A 19,666-nucleotide genomic window follows, 5' to 3' on the forward strand; every position below is an offset into this window, starting at 1 on the left:
GCTCAAGGCTTGAGCCAGGTGCCCTGGCTCTGCGCTTCACAAAACGGCTTCAAATACGCCGCATCGGTGGCCACGCCGTAATAGTGAATATCCTGGCGGTAAGGCATATTGGCGACTTGGGCGTTGCTGCATACGCCGAACGCACCGCTGGGGCATTGGTCGACGTACTGCACCTCGACTTTCTGCCCCGGAAGGTTTGGCTGACAGAAGCCTTCGGCGAAGAGTTTTTCCGGGATGTTGCGGTTCTGCTGGCATACTTTTACGTCAATTCTCGCGCCCGTACTATGTACTACACACGCCTGAGCCAACGCTTCGCCGGAGCAGAGCGCCAAGAGCAACGACAATCCCATCCACCGCATTCTTTATCTCCTTCGAAAACATTGATTATGTTGCAGAACATCCCCACTCACGTCGTTGCGGGTCCGCTGGGTGCCGGCAAGACTAGCCTGATCAAGAACTTGCTGATGCAGCGGCCGGTCGGCGAGTGCTGGGCGGTGCTGATCAACGAATTCGGCCAGATTGGCCTCGACGCCGCGCTGCTGACCCAGGACGCCGATGGTATCGCACTGGGTGAAGTGGCCGGGGGCTGCTTGTGTTGCGTCAACGGTGCGCCGTTTCAGATCGGCCTCGGAAGGTTGCTGCGCAAGGCGCGGCCGGATCGGCTGTTCATCGAGCCCTCGGGGTTGGGACATCCGGCACAGTTGCTCAAACAGTTGAATGAAGCACCTTGGGTAGGCGTACTGGCAGTACAGCCTTGCGTATTGGTGCTGGATGCCCAAGCGCTCGCTGTGGGCAAAGCGCTGCCCGAGTCGCAACAGGAAGCGTTGAGCAGCGCGGGTTTGTTGCTGCTGAACAAGGCGGAAGGTCTCGACGACAACGATCGGCAACGAATCGCCACACGGTTGCCTGCTCGTCCTCTGTTTTGGACGCAGCAGGCGCAGCTGCCGTTGAGCGAATTACCGGGTCTTGGCGTTCAGGCAGTAGCGGGTGTGGATAACTTTATTGCGCCTAAAGGAGTGGCGCAGATGCCGGCCATCTGGACTGATCCTGCACTACCGATTTGTATGAGCCAGGAGCAGGAGGGTGGCTGGAGCATTGGCTGGCGTTGGCATCCGAGCCAGGTATTCGATACTGCACTTGTTAGGCGGTGGCTTGAAGGTCTTGCATGGCGGCGGGCGAAGCTGGTTATCCACAGCGCTGAGGGTTGGGTTTCGGTTAATGCGGTGGATAACTCGGGGTTGAATTGGCAAGACAGTGAGTGGCGGCGGGATTCGCGGATTGAGCTGATCTTTAGTGAGCCGCAGAATGTTGAATTGCTGCAGAAAGGCTTGGCGGGTTGCCGGAATCAAGAGAATTAGTGAGTTATTGGGTGGTTTTTGAGGGCCTCTTCGCGGGCAAGCCCGCTCCCACACTGGATCTCCAGCGAACATGAAGTTTGTGCACGACGGAGATCAATGTGGGAGCGGGCTTGCCCGCGAAGGGTTCTAACTGGCTAACATCAACCTTACGGCCGCCACTTGGTGTGTTCCTGCCGCCATTGGCTCAGCTCGATCACCTCGGCGCGGGGCTTGACCACGTCGACCACCGGCGGAGTGTCGTCGTGTGGCATTGGGTAGGGCGCCAGCTCGATCTGCGCACTGTGGGCGCCGAACTGGGTGATGGTGCCGGTGTGGCGGGTTTCTCCGGTCACGGTAAATTCAAAGTTATACACACGGGCCAGGCGCCGCCGACCGCTGGCGTCTTTGATGAAAGCGATTCTTTTCAACGCCACGTTGCCATCCAGCAACTCGATGCCAAGCTTGCTGCAATGCTGCTTGACCCGCTCCAGCGCGCGTTCGCGCAGGCCGTGGTTGTGCCAGAGCCATGCGCCGCCCGTGGCGAACAGCATCAGCACGAAGATATTTCCGAGGGTCAGCATCAACAGGTTGCTCCAACAAGATAGTGTCAGCTTAACTGCGTCGCCGGTCTGTCGTACAGGCTGCGTTTAGTCGCATACTGCGCGGCTCCAATTTCAATCGTTTACGGAAAACTCACCGAATGAAACGTACGCCCCATCTGCTCGCCATCCAGTCCCACGTGGTGTTCGGCCACGCTGGCAACAGCGCCGCGGTTTTCCCGATGCAGCGGGTCGGGGTGAATGTGTGGCCGCTCAATACCGTGCAGTTCTCCAACCACACCCAATACGGGCAGTGGGCCGGCGAGGTGCTGGCGCCACAGCAGATTCCCGAGTTGGTCGAAGGCATCGCTGCGATTGGTGAGCTGGGCAACTGTGATGCGGTCCTGTCCGGTTACCTCGGCAGTGCGGCGCAGGGACGGGCAATTCTGTCGGGCGTGGCGCGGATCAAGTCGATGAATCCTAAGGCGCTCTATCTGTGTGACCCGGTGATGGGCCACCCGGAGAAAGGTTGCAGCGTGCCCGCGGAAGTCAGCGATTTCCTGTTGCAGGAAGCGGCTGCCGTGGCGGACTTCATGTGCCCGAACCAGTTGGAACTGGACAGCTTTTCCGGGCGCAAGCCGCAATCGCTGTTCGACTGCCTCGCCATGGCGCGAGCGCTGCTGGTGCGCGGTCCGAAGGCAGTGCTGGTCAAGCATCTGGACTATCCCGGCAAACCGTCGGACGTCTTCGAGATGCTGCTGGTGACGGCCGAGGAAAGCTGGCATTTGCGCCGTCCGCTGTTGGCGTTTCCACGTCAGCCGGTGGGTGTCGGCGACCTGACCTCCGGGCTGTTTCTGGCACGGGTGCTGTTGGGCGACAGCTTGGTGGCGGCCTTCGAGTTCGCCGCGTCGGCGGTGCACGAAGTGCTGCTGGAAACCCAGGCGTGTTCCAGCTATGAGCTGGAACTGGTGCGGGCTCAAGACCGAATAGCCCATCCGCGGGTGCGGTTCGAGGCGACGGCGATCAGCCTCTGAGTTGCGGGTTGACCCCATTCGCGAGCAAGCCCGCTCCCACACTGGATCTCCTGTGAACACAAATTTTGTGTACGACAGAGACCTAATGTGGGAGCGGGCTTGCTCGCGAAGACTATCTAATGAACGACATCAAGCCTACTGAACAGCTCAGGAGTCGCCCTTGATTTCCTGATAGCGCTTTTCCAGTTCCTGACGAATCTGCCGGCGCTGCTGGGCCTGCATGAAACGACGCTTGTCTTCGCTGTTCTGCGGTTGCAGGGGCGGCACGACAGCGGGTTTGCGGGCGTCATCCACCGCGACCATGGTGAAGAAGCAGCTGTTGGTGTGGCGCACCGAGCGCTCGCGAATGTTCTCGGTCACCACCTTGATGCCCACCTCCATGGAGGTGTTGCCGGTGTAGTTGACCGAGGCCAGGAAGGTCACCAGTTCGCCGACATGAATCGGCTCGCGAAAAATCACCTGATCTACCGACAAGGTCACCACGTAGCGGCCGGCATAACGGCTGGCGCAGGCGTAGGCCACTTCGTCGAGGTATTTGAGCAGGGTACCGCCGTGGACATTGCCAGAGAAGTTGGCCATGTCGGGGGTCATCAATACCGTCATAGACAGCTGGGCATTTCCGGGTTCCATAGCATTCTCACGGTTCAAGGCAGGGTTTCGGGGACGCACCTCTGCGGATGCCTGGTCGGTTTTTACAAACCACAGTTATCGGGACGCCGGGCGGGTGGTCGCCGTCACGCCGGATCGATCTGTTTCCATATATTGCACCGCCTTTCTGCCGGAAGTCGCGGTGTTACCCTTCAAAAGCCCACCTCAAGGGCAATTCCTACGCGGAAAGCGGATTTTTTACTTTGCTCGATCGGACCTTTCCCGCGTCCGGCACCTGAGCAATGTCACCCCAGGAGCCCACACCATGCATGCCATCAGTTTTATTCAGGACCTGGCAGTGATCATGTTGGTCGCGGGTGTGGTGACCGTGCTGTTTCATCGCTTCAAACAGCCGGTGGTTCTGGGGTACATCGTCGCCGGCTTCATCATCGGCCCGCACACGCCGCCCTTCGGCTTGATCCACGACGAAGAAACCATCAAGACCCTCGCCGAACTCGGGGTGATTTTCCTGATGTTCTGCCTGGGCCTGGAATTCAGCTTGCGCAAACTGCTCAAGGTCGGCGCGACAGCGTTTATCGCGGCGTTCCTGGAAATCGTGCTGATGATCTGGATCGGCTACGAAATCGGCCGCTGGTTCGACTGGAACACCATGGACTCGCTGTTTCTCGGCGCGATCCTGGCGATTTCCTCGACCACCATCATCGTCAAGGCGCTCAACGACCTGAAGATGAAAAACGAGCGCTTTGCCCAGCTGATCTTCGGCGTGTTGATCGTCGAGGACATCCTCGGTATCGGCATCATCGCCTTGCTGTCGAGCATCGCGGTCAGCGGTACGGTGAGTTCCGGCGAAGTGTTTTCTACGGTCGGCAAGCTCTCGTTGTTCATGATCGTTGCACTGGTCATCGGCATTCTGCTGGTGCCGCGACTGTTGGCCTACGTGGCCAAGTTTGAAAGCAACGAGATGCTGCTGATTACGGTGTTGGGCCTGTGTTTTGGCTTCTGCCTGCTGGTGGTCAAACTTGAATACAGCATGGTCCTTGGCGCCTTCCTGATTGGTGCGATCATGGCCGAGTCCCGGCAATTACTGAAGATCGAGCGATTGATCGAACCGGTTCGCGACCTGTTCAGTGCGATCTTCTTCGTCGCTATCGGACTGATGCTTGATCCGATGATCCTGCTGCAATACGCCTGGCCGATCGCGGTAATCACCGTGGCGGTAGTACTCGGCAAGATGCTGTCCTGCGGGCTCGGCGCCTTTATCGCCGGTAATGACGGACGCACCTCACTGCGGGTCGGTATGGGTCTGTCGCAGATTGGTGAATTCTCTTTCATCATCGCGGCGCTGGGCATGACGCTGCAGGTCACCAGCAACTTCCTCTATCCGGTGGCCGTGGCCGTCTCCGTGATCACCACGCTGCTGACACCCTATCTGATCCGCGCCGCTGACCCACTATCGATCAAACTGGCAGCGGTGATGCCGCAGCGGTTGGGGCGCGTGTTGGGCATGTACGGCGAATGGCTGCGCAGCATCCAGCCGCAGGGCGAGGGCGCGCTGCTGGCGTCGATGATTCGGCGGATTCTGTTGCAGGTAGGGGTCAATCTGGCGCTGGTGATTGCGATTTTCTTTTCGGGCGCGTACTTCGCTGAGCGCATGTCCACGTATTTGCAGGGCTGGATCAGCGACCCGAGCTGGCAGAAAGCGTTGATCTGGGGTGGGGCGCTGCTGTTGTCGCTGCCGTTCCTGATCGCCGCCTATCGCAAGCTCAAGGCGCTGTCGATGCTGTTGGCGGAGATGGGCGTGAAGCCGGAGATGGCCGGCCGACACACACAGCGAGTGCGCCGGGTGATCGCTGAAGTGATCCCGATTCTCTCGCTGTTGGTGATTTTCCTGCTGTTGGCAGCCTTGTCGGCCAGTATTCTGCCGACCAACAAGTTGCTGGTACTGATCGTCGTGGTCGCGGCCGCCGTAGCGGCGCTGCTTTGGCGCTGGTTCATCCGCGTGCACACGCGGATGCAGGTGGCCTTGCTGGAAACCCTGGACAACCACAAGGATGCATCCGGCCACTGACATAACCCCTGTAGCAGCTGCCGACGGCTGCGTTCGGCTACGAAGCAGTCGTAAACCTGCTGACTCGGTTGACCTGAAACACCTCACTGACTGATTTACGACTGCTGCGCAGCCGAACGCAGCCTTCGGCAGCTGCTACAGAGTCGGGGGATACGGAAGATCAGCTTTCCAGCCAGACGTCCCGCGCCCAGTGCCATACCGATTCCCAGGTTTCTTCGGCAATCAGTTCTTCTTCGGCCAGCCACAGCACCACGGTGCCATCCTCTTCGACGAGGTAGTAGTTATCACCGTCCTGGCAGATCGGGATCATGCTGCGATCAACGCCAGCATCCCAGGCGTTAGCGGCAACATCTGGCAGGTAGGTGTGGGATTGCGGGTCGGTGACGGTCACCGGTTCCAGGCTGCCGTAGACCACGTCGCTGACGGTCAGCAAAAATTCTCTGAAGACAAACGGGATGTCGATGAACAGCTGTTCTTCGATTTCCACCAGTTGATCTTCGTCAGGCAGCTCCAAGGGGACCGGTACCGGTTCGTTGGCTTCACGCAGTTGTTCGATGATTTCTTCCACGTCCGGGATCCTCTTGCTTGATGGCGCGGTTTAGTTGGGGCGGTTTATACAGTAGCTCGCTATAGATGCAACCGCGAAATAGAAAACCCCGGCCGAGGCCGGGGTTTTTATTACAACGTACTTAACGCAGAGCGGATCAGCCGTTCTGGCGGATACCGGCGACCAGCCAAGGCTGGTTTTCGCCTTGAGGGCGTTCCATGTTCCAGCTTTCGCTGAACACTTCGCCCTGGTCGAAACGCGAGGTTTTCGACACACCGGTGAAGGTCAGGGTGGCGATGGTCTTGTCGGCGCGATCATCCACACCGTCCAGTTGTACATTGAGGTTATCGATGTAGGTGGACTGGAAACCTTCGCCCAGGTCGGCACGTTCGCGCTTGAGGAACTCCAGCATTTGCGGGGTCACGAACTCGGCGATCTTGTCCATTTCGTTGGCGTCCCAATGCTGCTGCAGGGACTGGAAATGGTTGCGGGCCGCTTCAATGAAATTCTTTTCATTGAACCAGGCCGGTGCATTGATCACCGGACGAGCGGCAACCGGAGCGGCCGAACCGCCGAAGATCGAACCCATGCCTGCTGGCTTCTGCTCGAACACTTCACGCTGCATCGGCGCGCCGGCTGGAGCCAGGTGCTCCTGCTGCTTGCGACGACGAGCGGCGATGAAACGGAAGACCAGGAAGGCGATGACCGCCATGATCAGGATGTCGAAGATCTGCATGCCCTGGAAGCCGCCGCCCATGAACATGGAGGCCAGGAGGCCACCGGCCGCGATACCGGCCAGAGGGCCGAGCCAGCGCGAAGCACCGCCGGCTTTTGCAGCAGTGCCAGCGGCACCGGCAGCACCAGCGGTCGCAGCAGCGCCGCCCGCGGCAGAAGAAGGAGCCATTTGGCTGGTTTGGTGGGTCGGCGCGGCGCCGACGCTTTTGCCGCCACCAAAGCGCTTGGCGTTGGCGTCGAGGCTCATCGTCAGGCCGATGCACAACGCCATGGCGATGCTAAGAAAACGTTTCATAAAGGGAATTCCCATTTGTGGATGGCACGCGCGCCATGTTGCACAGCTGAAGTGATACTGGCTAGCGGCAGAGTGTTTCGGGCTTTTGCCTGACAGGTTGCGTTCAGCTTCAGTCAGCGCCAAAAGGCCTGTTAACGTTGGTCTGTAGGAGGAATGGATAAGTTCTGTAGAAGGGCTGCCTAGCGGCGCAGTGCCAACATGACCACGCCGGCCGTGATCAGAGCGATTGCGCCCCACTGGCGCAGGTCGAGCCGCTCTCCCAGCAGGATCACGCCCAGCACCGCCACAAGCACCACGCTGAGCTTGTCGACTGGGGCGACGAGCGAGGCCGGGCCAAGTTTCAGCGCCCGGAAATAGCAAATCCACGAGGCACCGGTGGCAAGACCAGACAGCAGCAGGAATAAATAGCTCTTGGCGGAGATAGATCCTAATGACTGATATTGGCCCGTCGCATACAAAATCAAGGCCAGGCTGACCAAAACCACCACGGTGCGCAACAGGGTGGCGAAGTCGGAATTGACGTTTTCGATGCCGACTTTGGCAAAGATTGCGGTCATCGCGGCGAAAACTGCCGACATCAGGGCCCAGAATGTCCAGGAAGAAAAGAAGCCTGAGCCCATGATTTTTCCTTTGGTTAGCGCTTAACCCTGTGGGAGCGGGCTTGCTCGCGAAAGCGGTGTGTCAGTCAACATTGATGTCTGCTGACACGGCCCCTTCGCGAGCAAGCCCGCTCCCACATTAGCCCTCAGGCGAGCTTCAGATTGCTTCCAGCTTCGCATAGCCGAGCATCAGCCACTTGCTGCCTTCGCTGAAATTCACCTGCACCCGAGCCTGAGCCCCGGCGCCTTCGAAGTTCAGGATCACGCCGTCGCCGAACACCGAATGTCGCACGGTCTGACCGAGGCTGAACCCGGTGTCCGGGATCTCGCTGCCACCAAACAGGCTGCTGGCGCTCTGCTGCTGGCCACCGCCGAACGGGCGGCTGACGCTGTTGGACAGCCGCACTTCCTGGATCAGGCCTTTCGGCACTTCCCGTACGAAACGCGACACCTTGTTGTAGGTTTCGCTGCCGTACAGGCGTCGGGTTTCAGCATAGGTCATCACCAGGTTTTGCATGGCGCGGGTGATGCCGACGTAGGCCAGGCGACGCTCTTCCTCCAAGCGGCCGGGCTCTTCCAGGCTCATCTTGTGCGGGAACAGGCCTTCTTCCATGCCCACCAGGAACACGTACGGGAATTCCAGGCCCTTGGCGCTGTGCAGGGTCATCAGCTGAATGCTGTCTTCGTGCTCGTCGGCCTGAGTGTCCCCGGCCTCCAGCGACGCATGACCGAGGAAGGCTGCCAGCGGCGTCAGGTCCTCATCTTCTTCAGCGTTTTCGAAGTTGCGCGCGGCGCTGACCAGTTCCTCAAGGTTTTCTACCCGTGCCTGGCCTTTCTCGCCTTTTTCCGCTTCGTGGTAGGCAATCAGCCCCGACTGTTCGATGACGGTCTGGGTCATCAGGTGCAGCGGCATGTCCATGCACTTGGCGGCGAGGTTCTCGATCAACTCGATAAACGCTCCGAGCGCCCCGGCGGCACGACCCGTCAGGCCTTTGTTGGCCACCAATTGGCGCATCGCTTCCCACATCGACACATCGCTGTGGCGCGCGTGGTCGCGAATCGCTTCGACGGTTTTTTCACCGATGCCACGGGCAGGAACGTTGATCACCCGCTCCAGCGCCGCATCATTGCCACGGCCTTCCAGCAAGCGCAGGTAAGCCATGGCGTTCTTGATTTCCGCCCGCTCGAAGAAGCGCTGGCCGCCATAGATGCGATACGGAATGCGCTCGCGCAGCAAGGCTTCTTCCAGAACGCGCGATTGGGCGTTGGAGCGGTACAAAATCGCGATATCGCTGCGAGCCAGGCCTGTTTTCAGCGCGCTTTCAATGGTTTCGACAACGTAACGCGCTTCATCGTGCTCATTGAACGCGGCGTACAGGTTGATCGCTTCGCCTTCGCCGCCCTCGGTCCACAGCTCTTTGCCCATGCGTCCGGTGTTGTTGGCGATCAAGGCGTTGGCGGCCTTGAGGATCCCGGCGGTGGAGCGGTAGTTCTGCTCCAGGCGAATGGTTTCGGCGTCCGGGAAGTCGTCGGAGTACTGATAGATGTTTTCGATTTTTGCGCCACGCCAGCCGTAGATCGACTGATCGTCGTCGCCGACCACCATCAGGCTGTCGCCGCCCTTGGCCAGCAAACGCAACCAGGCGTACTGCACGGCGTTGGTGTCCTGGAACTCGTCCACCAGAATGTGCCGGAAGCGCTTTTGATAATGCGCCAGCAGGCCCGGGTGATCGCGCCACAGGTCGAGCGCGCGCAGCAGCAGCTCGGAGAAGTCGATGACGCCGGCGCGCAGGCACGCCGCCTCATAGGCTTCATAGATGTTGCGCATGGTCGCCAGGAACAGGTCGCCACTGGCTTGAATGTGTTTTGGGCGCAGACCTTCGTCTTTCTGCCCATTAATGAACCATTGGGCCTGACGGGCTGGCCAGCGTTGCTCATCCAGGCCCAGCTCGCGGATCACCCGCTTGACCAGCCGTTGCTGGTCGTCACTGTCGAGAATCTGGAAGGTCTGGCTCAGGCCGGCTTCCTGCCAGTGCGCCCGCAGCAAGCGGTGCGCCAGGCCGTGGAAGGTGCCGACCCACATGCCGGCCGGGTTGATACCCATCAGCTGCTCGATGCGATGACGCATCTCCGCAGCGGCCTTGTTGGTGAAGGTCACCGACAGGATGGAGTGGGGCGAGGCGTTTTCGACCTGGATCAACCAGGCGATACGGTGCACCAGCACTCGGGTTTTACCGGAACCAGCACCGGCCAGGACCAACTGACGACCCACGGAGGCAGCTACGGCCTGACGTTGGGCATCGTTGAGGGAGTTCAGCAGAAGGGAGAGATCATCGCGCATCGGGGCATTCTAGGGGGCGGCGTCACACCGGGCAAACCCCGCATCGCTTTAGCCGATGAAAGATAGTTGGAGGACGACCGGTCGGTCACTGGCTGCAAGCGTTGGCGGGGCTCGCTTGCCTGCTTTTACGCGGGTGCGGGCGGTCGAGACTTTCGTCTATTTTATGACTTGGGGCAGTTTGGTCCGGGCACTGGCTTGTGTATGCTCCGTCGACGTTTCGGGCTCATGCTCATCATTATAAGAACAAGAACATTGCCTATGACCCTCAGCTCCGACCTGTCGGGCCCCACTGTGGAGCCCCGGGTTATCCGTAAACAGTACGCCATGGAAATGGCGGTCGAACGCACGCGCCTGCTTTACCAAGGCTCGCTGCTGCCCACGCTGTTCATGTTGATCAATGGTCTGGTCTGCGCCGGGTTGCTCTGGAGTCCGCAGCGCTACTTCCTGGTCAGCGTCTGGCTGGTGTGGTTGTTGTCGCTGGTGGCGCTGCGGGTGATTCAGGTGGCGGCCTTCGATTCCGCGATCCCCAACCGGCAGGCTCATCCGATCTGGCGTCGCATGTTTCTGCTCGGCTCGGGTCTCACCGGCCTGACCCTGGCCGGCGCCGGCATTGCGCTGGCCCCTGCAGACAACTTCATGCAGCAAGCCTGGGTCTTCGGCCTGATCGGCGCCGCGGCCCTCTCGGCCAGCGTTGCCTACGCCGTCAGCCTGCCAGCCTTCCTGTCCTTTACCTTGCCCTGTCTGTTGCCGGCCATCGGCTATTTGTTCTGGGGCGGAGATGAGCAAGGTCAGGGTTGGGGCTGGTTCGGCCTGATTCTGCTCGGCGCATTGAGCGTCGTCGCCTGGCAGGTCAATCGATTGATTGATAGCGGGCTGTTGCGGCGGTTCCAGAATCAGGCGCTGATTGAGCATTTGCAGCAAGCGCAAAACTGCAGCGACCAGCTCAATCAAAAGCTGGCCAAGGAAATCGACCAGCGTCGTCGTGCTGAAGACGAACTGCGTGAAATTCAGATCGGTCTGGAAAGCCGTGTCGCCCAGCGCAGCCTGGAACTGGACGCCGCCAATCAGGCGCTGAGCAAAAGTGAAGCGCGTCTGGCGCTGGCGTTGAAGGCCAGTGAGCTGGGTTTGTGGGACTGGAACCTGCAAACCGATGAAGTCCATCACACTCAACTTCAAGAATTGTTTGGCCTGGAGCCGGACTACGTGACGGCGATGTTGCGTCACCTCAAACCACGCCTGCACCCCGATGATTTGCCAGCACTGAAGCGCGCGCTGGTCGAGCATTTGAAGGGCCGCACTGAGGATTACCAGATCGAATACCGCGTGCGCCATGGTGACGGTCACTGGGTCTGGATCGAGGACCGGGGCCGCGCGGTTGAGCGCAGCGAAAATGGCCGGGTGATTCGCATGGTTGGTACCCGACGCGACATCAGTGCCAGCAAAAGCCTGGAAGCGCAACGGCAACTGGCGGCAACCGTATTTGAAGCGGCCAGCGAAGGCATCGTGATTTTCGACCCCAATTACGCGCTGATCGCGGTCAATCAAGCCTTCAGCCGGGTCACTGGCTATGACATCGAGGACATGCTCGGGCGCAACGTGGTCGAGTTGCCGTGCAGTCGCGATGCCCGTCGGCACTACGGGGCGATTCATCAGGCGCTGGAACAGCACGGCAGCTGGCAAGGCGAACTGGTGGAAACCCGCAAGAATGGCGAGTTGTATCCGCAGCTGTTGCAACTGAATACGGTGCGTGATGCTCGGGGAAACGTGAGCCATATTGTGGGCTTCTTCGCCGATCTGTCGGCTCGGCGCGAATCCGAAGAGCGCATGCGCTACTTGACTCATTACGACGAACTGACCGGCCTTGCCAACCGTTCGCTGTTCCGCGAACGATTAAACGAGGCTCATCAGCGCGTACGCCAGGGCGTCCACCGCAGCCTGGCGTTGCTGCACATCAATCTGGATCGCTTCAAGCTGCTCAACGATAGCCTCGGCCATGAGATCGCTGACCAGCTGTTGCAGAAAATGGCCCGGCGACTGGTCAATGCGCTGCCTGAGGCGGACACCATTGCACGATTGTCCGGCGATGAGTTCGCGGTGTTGTTCAACGCCTACGGCAACCTCTCAAGCCTGGCGCGGGTGGCGACACGCTTGTCCAGCAAGCTGCGCTTGCCAGTGACCGTCGACGGTCATGAACTGGTGGTCAGTGCGTCCATGGGCATCAGCCTGTTGCCGGACAACGCGCGTGAGATTTCCGCGTTGGTCAGCCAGTCGAACATGGCCATGCAGCATGCCAAGCATTTGGGTGGCAACAATTTCCAGTTCTACACCGACAGCTTGCAAGCCAGCACGCTGGAGCGCTTGCAGCTGGAAAATCAGCTGCGCAAAGCCATCGAAGAGAAGCAACTGAAGGTGTTTTACCAGCCGAAACTGTGCCTCGCCACGGGCCGCTTGAATGCCGCCGAGGCGCTGGTGCGCTGGGATCATCCGACGCTGGGCCAAGTGCCGCCGGGGGATTTCATCGGGCTGGCCGAGGAAACCGGGCTGATTGGCCCCATCGGCGAGTTCGTATTGCGTCAGGCCTGTTGGCAGGCGTGCGAATGGCAGCGCCAGGGGCTTGCGCCGATTCGGGTGTCGGTCAATCTGTCGGTGCATCAACTGCGTCAGGGCAAATTGGTCAGTCTGGTTCGCCAGGTGCTGGAAGAAACCGGCCTGGCGCCGCACTACCTTGAGCTGGAGCTCACGGAAAGCCAGTTGCTGGACAGCGTCGAGCACATCATCGCGACGTTCCAGCAGTTGCGCGATCTGGGGATAAAACTGGCGATCGACGATTTCGGCACTGGCTATTCGTCCCTGAGCTACCTCAAGCGTATTCCGGTGGATTACGTGAAGATTGACCAGGCGTTTATCAGCGGTCTGGGCGAGGGCAGTGTGGACACGGCCATCACCCGGGCAATCATTGCCATGGCGCACGGCTTGTCGTTGAAAGTGGTGGCTGAGGGAGTGGAGCGGGCAGAGCAGCTTGAGTTTCTCAAGGGCGAACACTGCGATGAGGTGCAGGGGTATTTGATCAGCCGGCCGATTGAGGCGGATGGGCTGGCTGCTCTGCTACGAGAGCAGGGCGCAGACTGAGCGAGTGGAAAGCTTCCCGTCAGCTTCTGTAGTGGATTGACGGGAAGCCTTGAAGCGATGTGCTGTTAGTTGGTAATCAGCACTTTATCAATATGATGCAGCAACTTACCTTCGTAGAAGATACTGACGCCAGTGACGTTGGAATCACCCAGTACTTTATATTCAACCAATTTATCCGTTTCGACCTGCAACGAGATTTCATTGGAGTTTTCAAGTTTCAACTCCAGTCGCAGATCAAAGGATTTGTCTTGAATTGCACTCATTTCCAGTTTTGGCGTAATGCCCGTGTGCGCTACGGTCACGGTGCCAAAGGTGCGGAAAGAAGGTGCAACAGGCATGCGGTCGATTTGTGCGGTCCAGTTTTTGGTTTTAATGCTCATAGTGTGTAACTCCTTTTAATTTAAGTGATGTTGCTTCCTGCCCGAGCAATATACCCAACTAAATTTATTTGTGGTGGGTATATACGGTTTGCATTTGTAAGGTTGTATGTTTGATGGTGTTAATCGCTTGGCAACTAACAAGAGAGACTTAAAGTGATTCGCCTAGTTGCCGTTATTACCTTGGAGGGCGTGAATCGATGACTCGCCAGGACACCGGCGACAAGCGCTACATCGAGCGCGCGCACCTGTAGTCGAGGGATATGGTTACGCATTGAGCAGGCAAAAAGCCGATTCATGTAGTATAACTACAAGCTTGCTACATCCCCGGCACCTGCCAATAACAAAGAGTCCAGCCCCTTGAATCTGCTGCAACACATCGCCCAGTCACGCCACCTGTTACGCAAGTCGGAGCTCAAGGTCGCCGACCACGTGCTGCTTGACCCTGCGGCGGTGATGCACAGTTCCATGGCCGACCTGGCCCACAGCGTGGGCATCAGCGAGCCGACCATCGTGCGGTTTTGCCGTGCCATTGGTTGTTCCGGTTTCCAGGACTTGAAGTTGAAGCTGGCGCAAAGCCTTGCGGCGGGCGCGAGCTTCGGGCAGTTCGCGATCCATGAAGACGATTCGGTGGCTGACTACAGCCTGAAAATCTTCGACACCACCTTGCACACGCTGATGGAAGTTCGCGAGAAGCTCGATCCGGTGGAACTGCAGCGGGCGGTGTCGCTCATGTCCCAGGCCCAACGTGTCGAGTTCTATGGTTTTGGCGCCTCGGGCGCAGTAGCGGCGGATGCCCAGCACAAGTTCTTCCGTTTGCTGCTGACTGCTGCGGCGTATTCCGACCCGCACATGCAGGCGATGTCGGCGGTTACTTTGAAGCCAACTGATGTGGCGATCTGCATTTCCCAGTCCGGGCGTTCCAAAGACTTGTTGATCACCGCGAATCTGGTGCGCGAAAGCGGCGCTTCGCTGATCACGCTGTGCCCGAGTCAGACGCCGTTAGCCGAGCTGTCGACTGTCAACCTGGCGATCGATGTGCATGAAGACACTGAAATCTATACGCCGCTGACCTCGCGTATCGCCCACCTGGTGGTGATCGACGTGTTGGCGATGGGCGTGGCCATGGCGCGCGGGCCGAGCCTGGTCAATCACCTCAAGAGCGTCAAACGCAGCCTTCGCAGTTTGCGCTTGTCGCCCAAATCGGTGAAAGCGCTGGACGACTGACGTCGTCGTAAGGTCGTTCCGACCTTAATCGCGAGCAGGCTCGCTCCCACATTTTGATCGCGTTATCCTGTGGGAGCGGGCTTGCTCGCGAAGGCGTCCTCAAACTCGCCACACCCTTCGCCAATGTTCACATCCCTGTAACCGGCCCGCCGCCAAACCGTCATCCCCAGCGTTCATCGTGTAACTCCCGTACTCGCCTTGGGAGACTCGAAATGGCCCAGCCCTACGAAGAACGCAACAGCGCTGTCAAAACCCGTCGTCAGCAAGAAGACCAGCGCCGCATGGAATTCCGCCGCGCTATCGAAGACCGCTGCGAACGCCGTCAGCTACTGGCCGAGATTGGTGATTTTCCTGAGTTGGAACTCAACTACTGGCAGGCAGCGCCGGCAACTTCCCGTCGAAACGCTCAACCAGCGCGCTGATCTGCACCCGTTCGCTACGAATAAACGCAAGGAATGCGTGAGCCACCGGTGACAGCCGTTTAGCCTTGGCCTGCACCAGGCACCAGCTGCGGTACAGCGGCAGCTCTTCGACCGGCAGTTCGATCAGCCCGCCGGTCGCCAATTCAAGGTTCAGGGCGTGTCGCGTCAACAGCGCCACGCCCAGACCCGCCACCACACATTCACGCTGAGCTTCGGCCGACGAGACTTCCTGGGTCTGGTTGAAGTGCACGCGTTTCTCTTTGAAATACTCTTCACACGCCAGCCGCGTCCCGGAGCCGAGTTCGCGCATCAGCAGGGTGTACGGTTCAAGATCCTGCAAGCGCAGCGGGCCCATGTGGCACAGCGGATGATCGGGTGGCGCCACGGCAACGATCGGGTTGTTGAGGAACGGCAAGAACTCTAGCCCCATGTCCTGCGGCACCATGGACATGATCACCAGGTCATCACGGTTGTCCGACAGGCGTCGAATCACTTGCCCGCGATTGACCACCGTCAGTTGCAGGTTCACTTCAGGGTGCTGGCGCTTGAACGCGGCAAACAGGTGCGGCACGAAATACTTGGCGCTGGATTCCACCGCCAGTTTCAGCTGACCCTGCAACGACCCTTGCATGTCCGAGAGCTGCATATCGAGGTTTTCCAGGCGCCCGAAAATGTCCCGGCTGGCGCGCTGGAGTGCTTCGGCCGCTTCCGTCATGTAGAGTTTTTTGCCGACGTAATCGAACAAAGGCTGACCAATCAGTTCCTCAAGTTGACGGATCTGTAGGCTGACAGCCGGCTGTGTGAGCGACATTTCGTCAGCCGCACGGCTGTAGGAGCGCAAATCACAGACTTCGTTGAAAATCTGCAATTGACGCAATGTCATACGCATCAAGGACTTACGCATTTTTTAGGCGCTCTCGCCGCAGGCTGAAGCATCAACTATAAGTCTTTACTTATGCCTGACCCAATAATTAATCATTTTTGTTAATCCCTTGTGGGGGCTAGTGTGGGGCTGCGACTAAATCGAAACATTTGGTCACGCGTCGACCTGGTCTAGCAGGTCGTGGGTACCACCGGCTCAAGGGAACCTCCAAGTGATAAAAAAGATCCTGATCGCCAACCGTGGTGAGATTGCCGTACGAATCGTGCGTGCCTGCGCCGAGATGGGCATTCGCTCGGTCGCGATCTATTCCGACGCCGACCGCCATGCCTTGCATGTGAAGCGCGCGGACGAGGCTCACAGCATCGGTGCCGAGCCACTGGCGGGTTACCTGAATGCGCGCAAGCTGGTGAACCTGGCGGTGGAAACCGGTTGTGATGCCTTGCATCCCGGCTATGGTTTCCTCTCGGAAAACGCCGAACTGGCGGACATCTGCGCCGAGCGCGGCATCAAATTCATCGGTCCATCGGCTGAAGTGATTCGCCGCATGGGCGACAAGACGGAAGCCCGTCGCAGCATGATCAAGGCGGGCGTGCCCGTCACCCCGGGCACTGAAGGCAACGTCGCGGACATCGCCGAAGCCCTGGTTGAAGGCGACCGCATCGGTTATCCGGTCATGCTCAAAGCCACCTCCGGTGGTGGCGGCCGCGGTATCCGTCGCTGCGACAGCCGCGAAGAACTTGAACAAGCGTTCCCGCGGGTCATTTCCGAAGCCACCAAGGCGTTCGGTTCCGCGGAAGTGTTCCTGGAAAAGTGCATCGTCAATCCGAAGCACATCGAAGCGCAGATCCTCGGCGACAGCTTCGGCAACGTGGTGCACCTGTTCGAGCGTGATTGCTCGATCCAGCGTCGCAACCAGAAGTTGATCGAAATCGCCCCGAGCCCGCAACTGACCCCCGAACAGCGCGCCTACATCGGCGACCTGTCGGTGCGTGCGGCCAAGGCTGTGGGTTACGAGAACGCCGGCACCGTGGAGTTCCTGCTCGCCGAGGGCGAGGTGTACTTCATGGAGATGAACACTCGGGTGCAGGTGGAACACACCATCACCGAAGAAATCACCGGCATCGACATCGTCCGTGAGCAGATCCGCATCGCGTCCGGCCTGCCGCTTTCGGTGAAACAGGAAGACATTCAGCACCGCGGTTTCGCGTTGCAGTTCCGGATCAACGCCGAAGACCCGAAAAACAATTTCCTGCCGAGCTTCGGCAAGATCACTCGTTACTACGCCCCCGGCGGCCCCGGCGTGCGCACCGACACGGCGATCTACACCGGTTACACCATTCCGCCCTTCTACGACTCCATGTGCCTGAAACTGGTGGTGTGGGCGTTGACCTGGGAAGAGGCGATGGACCGTGGCTTGCGCGCCCTCGACGACATGCGTCTGCAAGGGGTCAAGACCACCGCCGCGTACTATCAGGAAATCCTGCGCAACCCGGAATTCCGTAGCGGCCAGTTCAACACCAGCTTCGTTGAAAGCCACCCTGAACTGACCAACTACTCGATCAAGCGCAAACCCGAAGAGCTGGCCCTGGCCATCGCCGCCGCCATCGCCGCCCACGCAGGCCTGTGAGGAATAAAACAATGTCCAAGAAGATCCATGTAACCGACACCATCCTGCGCGACGCCCACCAATCGCTGCTCGCCACGCGTATGCGCACCGAAGACATGCTGCCGATCTGCGACAAGCTCGACAAAGTCGGCTACTGGTCGCTGGAATGCTGGGGCGGCGCGACCTTCGACGCCTGTGTACGCTTCCTGAAAGAAGACCCGTGGGAGCGTCTGCGCCAACTGCGCGCCGCACTGCCTAACACGCGCCTGCAAATGCTCCTGCGCGGCCAGAACCTGCTGGGCTACCGCCACTACAGCGATGACGTGGTCAGGGCGTTCGTTGCCAAAGCTGCGGTCAATGGCATCGACGTGTTCCGCATTTTCGACGCGATGAACGACGTGCGTAACCTGCGCGTGGCCATCGAAGCGGTGAAAGCGGCGGGCAAACACGCCCAGGGCACCATTGCCTACACCACCAGCCCGGTGCACACCATCGACGCGTTCGTGGCCCAAGCCAAGCAAATGGAAGCCATGGGTTGCGACTCGGTGGCGATCAAGGACATGGCCGGCCTGCTGACCCCGTACGCCACCGGCGAACTGGTCAGGGCGCTGAAAAGCGAGCAGTCGCTGCCCGTGTTCATTCACTCGCACGACACCGCTGGCCTGGCCACCATGTGCCAACTCAAAGCCATTGAAAACGGTGCCGACCACATCGACACCGCGATCTCCAGCTTCGCTTCGGGTACCAGCCACCCAGGCACCGAGTCGATGGTCGCTGCCCTTAAAGGCACCGAGTTCGACACCGGCCTGAACCTGGAATTGCTGCAAGAGATCGGCCTGTACTTCTACGCCGTGCGCAAGAAGTACCACCAGTTCGAAAGCGAATTCACCGCCGTCGACACCCGTGTTCAAGTCAACCAGGTACCGGGCGGGATGATTTCCAACCTGGCCAACCAGTTGAAAGAGCAGGGCGCCCTGAATCGCATGAGCGAAGTGCTGGCAGAGATCCCGCGCGTTCGTGAAGACCTCGGCTTCCCGCCGCTGGTGACCCCGACTTCGCAGATCGTCGGCACCCAGGCGTTCTTCAACGTGCTGGCCGGCGAGCGTTACAAGACCATCACCAACGAAGTGAAGCTCTACCTGCAAGGCGGCTACGGCAAGGCGCCGGGCACCGTGAACGAGAAGCTGCGTCGCCAGGCGATCGGCAGCGAAGACGTGATCGACGTGCGTCCAGCCGATCTGCTCAAGCCGGAAATGACCAAGCTGCGTGCCGAAATCGGCGCCGTGGCCAAGTCCGAAGAAGACGTGCTGACCTACGCCATGTTCCCGGACATTGGCCGCAAGTTCCTCGAGGAACGTGCCGCCGGCACCCTGACGCCTGAAGTGCTGTTGCCGATTCCAGAAGCCGGTGGCGTGACCTCGGCCGGTGGCGAAGGCGTGCCGACCGAGTTCGTCATCGACGTCCACGGCGAAACCTACCGCGTCGACATCACCGGTGTTGGCGTGAAGTCTGAAGGCAAGCGTCACTTCTACCTGTCCATCGACGGCATGCCGGAAGAAGTGGTGTTCGAGCCGCTCAACGAGTTCGTCAGCGGCGGCAGCAGCAAGCGCAAGCAAGCCTCTGCACCGGGCCATGTCAGCACCACCATGCCGGGCAATATCGTCGACGTGCTGGTCAAGGAAGGCGACACCGTCAAGGCTGGCCAGGCGGTGCTGATCACCGAAGCGATGAAGATGGAAACCGAAGTCCAGGCCGCCATCGCCGGCAAAGTCACCGCCATTCACGTGGCCAAGGGCGACCGGGTGAACCCGGGCGAAATCCTGATCGAGATCGAAGGCTGATTTAACAGCTGAGATCACACTGTTTTAAACCTCGGGGGAGCATGTGCTCCCCTTTTTTTGTGCGCCGATCAACATCG

General features: G+C 59.4%; 17 protein-coding genes. 8 read left to right on the forward strand and 9 right to left on the reverse strand.

Features of this window, described 5'->3' with window-relative positions:
* Window positions 1-2: 2 nt before the first annotated feature.
* The gene (locus ACIPL2_RS27155) at window positions 3-359 is read right to left on the reverse strand and encodes an NADH:ubiquinone oxidoreductase (RefSeq protein WP_401361594.1); all 357 of its coding nucleotides are present in this window, start codon (window positions 357-359) and stop codon (window positions 3-5) included.
* A gap of 27 nt (window positions 360-386) precedes the next feature.
* On the opposite strand from ACIPL2_RS27155, the gene ACIPL2_RS27160 reads away from it, so the two are divergent.
* A complete protein-coding gene (locus tag ACIPL2_RS27160; protein ID WP_401361596.1) occupies window positions 387-1,358 on the forward strand; it encodes a CobW family GTP-binding protein in 972 nt (323 codons plus the stop codon).
* 146 nt (window positions 1,359-1,504) lie between these two features.
* Here ACIPL2_RS27160 and ACIPL2_RS27165 read toward each other — a convergent pair whose 3' ends face one another.
* Window positions 1,505-1,918 (reverse strand): DUF3301 domain-containing protein, encoded by a 414-nt coding sequence (locus ACIPL2_RS27165; RefSeq protein ID WP_401361598.1) that lies wholly within the window; start codon window positions 1,916-1,918, stop codon window positions 1,505-1,507.
* Window positions 1,919-2,037: 119 nt separating this feature from the next.
* Here ACIPL2_RS27165 and pdxY point away from each other — a divergent pair, with 119 nt between their 5' ends.
* Entirely contained in the window at window positions 2,038-2,910 is an 873-nt protein-coding gene (pdxY, locus tag ACIPL2_RS27170) for a pyridoxal kinase PdxY (protein ID WP_401361600.1), read from the forward strand.
* A gap of 147 nt (window positions 2,911-3,057) precedes the next feature.
* Here pdxY and ACIPL2_RS27175 read toward each other — a convergent pair whose 3' ends face one another.
* Window positions 3,058-3,540 carry an acyl-CoA thioesterase gene (locus ACIPL2_RS27175; protein WP_401361602.1) on the reverse strand — a complete coding sequence of 161 codons (483 nt, stop codon included), beginning with the start codon at window positions 3,538-3,540 and terminating at the stop codon, window positions 3,058-3,060.
* Between the two features lie 283 nt (window positions 3,541-3,823).
* On the opposite strand from ACIPL2_RS27175, the gene ACIPL2_RS27180 reads away from it, so the two are divergent.
* Entirely contained in the window at window positions 3,824-5,587 is a 1,764-nt protein-coding gene (locus tag ACIPL2_RS27180) for a cation:proton antiporter (protein ID WP_401361604.1), read from the forward strand.
* A 160-nt stretch (window positions 5,588-5,747) separates the two neighbouring features.
* Here the strand turns inward: ACIPL2_RS27180 and ACIPL2_RS27185 are convergent, their stop codons facing one another.
* From ACIPL2_RS27185 to uvrD, 4 genes are all read right to left on the reverse strand, one after another.
* Complete coding sequence (locus ACIPL2_RS27185) at window positions 5,748-6,155, reverse strand: SMI1/KNR4 family protein (protein ID WP_008156656.1); 408 nt, start codon at window positions 6,153-6,155, stop codon at window positions 5,748-5,750.
* Between the two features lie 136 nt (window positions 6,156-6,291).
* A complete protein-coding gene (locus tag ACIPL2_RS27190; protein ID WP_401361606.1) occupies window positions 6,292-7,164 on the reverse strand; it encodes a Tim44 domain-containing protein in 873 nt (290 codons plus the stop codon).
* Window positions 7,165-7,343: 179 nt separating this feature from the next.
* Window positions 7,344-7,784 carry an EamA family transporter gene (locus tag ACIPL2_RS27195; RefSeq protein WP_401361608.1) on the reverse strand — a complete coding sequence of 147 codons (441 nt, stop codon included), beginning with the start codon at window positions 7,782-7,784 and terminating at the stop codon, window positions 7,344-7,346.
* A gap of 136 nt (window positions 7,785-7,920) precedes the next feature.
* Window positions 7,921-10,104 (reverse strand): DNA helicase II, encoded by a 2,184-nt coding sequence (uvrD, locus tag ACIPL2_RS27200; protein ID WP_401361610.1) that lies wholly within the window; start codon window positions 10,102-10,104, stop codon window positions 7,921-7,923.
* A 258-nt stretch (window positions 10,105-10,362) separates the two neighbouring features.
* Here uvrD and ACIPL2_RS27205 point away from each other — a divergent pair, with 258 nt between their 5' ends.
* Complete coding sequence (locus tag ACIPL2_RS27205) at window positions 10,363-13,233, forward strand: EAL domain-containing protein (RefSeq protein WP_401361612.1); 2,871 nt, start codon at window positions 10,363-10,365, stop codon at window positions 13,231-13,233.
* A 65-nt stretch (window positions 13,234-13,298) separates the two neighbouring features.
* Here the strand turns inward: ACIPL2_RS27205 and ACIPL2_RS27210 are convergent, their stop codons facing one another.
* Window positions 13,299-13,613: a hypothetical protein gene (locus ACIPL2_RS27210; RefSeq protein ID WP_401361614.1), complete on the reverse strand. Its 315-nt coding sequence runs from the start codon at window positions 13,611-13,613 to the stop codon at window positions 13,299-13,301.
* Window positions 13,614-13,970: 357 nt separating this feature from the next.
* Here ACIPL2_RS27210 and hexR point away from each other — a divergent pair, with 357 nt between their 5' ends.
* A complete protein-coding gene (gene hexR / locus ACIPL2_RS27215) occupies window positions 13,971-14,837 on the forward strand; it encodes a transcriptional regulator HexR (RefSeq protein WP_008027445.1) in 867 nt (288 codons plus the stop codon).
* Between the two features lie 212 nt (window positions 14,838-15,049).
* Window positions 15,050-15,259: a PA3496 family putative envelope integrity protein gene (locus ACIPL2_RS27220; RefSeq protein ID WP_401361616.1), complete on the forward strand. Its 210-nt coding sequence runs from the start codon at window positions 15,050-15,052 to the stop codon at window positions 15,257-15,259.
* Here the strand turns inward: ACIPL2_RS27220 and ACIPL2_RS27225 are convergent.
* A complete protein-coding gene (locus ACIPL2_RS27225) occupies window positions 15,201-16,163 on the reverse strand; it encodes a LysR family transcriptional regulator (RefSeq protein WP_401361618.1) in 963 nt (320 codons plus the stop codon). The genes ACIPL2_RS27220 and ACIPL2_RS27225 overlap by 59 nt on opposite strands.
* 190 nt (window positions 16,164-16,353) lie before the next feature.
* Here ACIPL2_RS27225 and ACIPL2_RS27230 point away from each other — a divergent pair, with 190 nt between their 5' ends.
* Both ACIPL2_RS27230 and oadA read left to right on the forward strand, forming a co-directional pair.
* Window positions 16,354-17,769 carry an acetyl-CoA carboxylase biotin carboxylase subunit gene (locus ACIPL2_RS27230; protein WP_046030798.1) on the forward strand — a complete coding sequence of 472 codons (1,416 nt, stop codon included), beginning with the start codon at window positions 16,354-16,356 and terminating at the stop codon, window positions 17,767-17,769.
* A gap of 11 nt (window positions 17,770-17,780) precedes the next feature.
* Window positions 17,781-19,589 (forward strand): sodium-extruding oxaloacetate decarboxylase subunit alpha, encoded by a 1,809-nt coding sequence (gene oadA / locus ACIPL2_RS27235; RefSeq protein ID WP_401361620.1) that lies wholly within the window; start codon window positions 17,781-17,783, stop codon window positions 19,587-19,589.
* Window positions 19,590-19,666 lie beyond the last annotated feature (77 nt).

The sequence above is a fragment of the Pseudomonas sp. NPDC086251 genome, from assembly GCF_044746405.1.
Classification (GTDB): Bacteria; Pseudomonadota; Gammaproteobacteria; order Pseudomonadales; family Pseudomonadaceae; genus Aquipseudomonas.

Excerpts from the sequence above, each read along its gene's own strand:
- ACIPL2_RS27155 (WP_401361594.1), bottom strand. The coding sequence starts at position 359 with ATGCGGTGGATGGGATTGTCGTTGCTCTTGGCGCTCTGCTCCGGCGAA.
- ACIPL2_RS27160 (WP_401361596.1), top strand. The coding sequence starts at position 387 with ATGTTGCAGAACATCCCCACTCACGTCGTTGCGGGTCCGCTGGGTGCC.
- ACIPL2_RS27165 (WP_401361598.1), bottom strand. The coding sequence starts at position 1,918 with ATGCTGACCCTCGGAAATATCTTCGTGCTGATGCTGTTCGCCACGGGC.
- pdxY (WP_401361600.1), top strand. The coding sequence starts at position 2,038 with ATGAAACGTACGCCCCATCTGCTCGCCATCCAGTCCCACGTGGTGTTC.
- ACIPL2_RS27175 (WP_401361602.1), bottom strand. The coding sequence starts at position 3,540 with ATGGAACCCGGAAATGCCCAGCTGTCTATGACGGTATTGATGACCCCC.
- ACIPL2_RS27180 (WP_401361604.1), top strand. The coding sequence starts at position 3,824 with ATGCATGCCATCAGTTTTATTCAGGACCTGGCAGTGATCATGTTGGTC.
- ACIPL2_RS27190 (WP_401361606.1), bottom strand. The coding sequence starts at position 7,164 with ATGAAACGTTTTCTTAGCATCGCCATGGCGTTGTGCATCGGCCTGACG.
- ACIPL2_RS27195 (WP_401361608.1), bottom strand. The coding sequence starts at position 7,784 with ATGGGCTCAGGCTTCTTTTCTTCCTGGACATTCTGGGCCCTGATGTCG.
- uvrD (WP_401361610.1), bottom strand. The coding sequence starts at position 10,104 with ATGCGCGATGATCTCTCCCTTCTGCTGAACTCCCTCAACGATGCCCAA.
- ACIPL2_RS27205 (WP_401361612.1), top strand. The coding sequence starts at position 10,363 with ATGACCCTCAGCTCCGACCTGTCGGGCCCCACTGTGGAGCCCCGGGTT.
- ACIPL2_RS27210 (WP_401361614.1), bottom strand. The coding sequence starts at position 13,613 with ATGAGCATTAAAACCAAAAACTGGACCGCACAAATCGACCGCATGCCT.
- ACIPL2_RS27220 (WP_401361616.1), top strand. The coding sequence starts at position 15,050 with ATGGCCCAGCCCTACGAAGAACGCAACAGCGCTGTCAAAACCCGTCGT.
- ACIPL2_RS27225 (WP_401361618.1), bottom strand. The coding sequence starts at position 16,163 with ATGCGTAAGTCCTTGATGCGTATGACATTGCGTCAATTGCAGATTTTC.
- oadA (WP_401361620.1), top strand. The coding sequence starts at position 17,781 with ATGTCCAAGAAGATCCATGTAACCGACACCATCCTGCGCGACGCCCAC.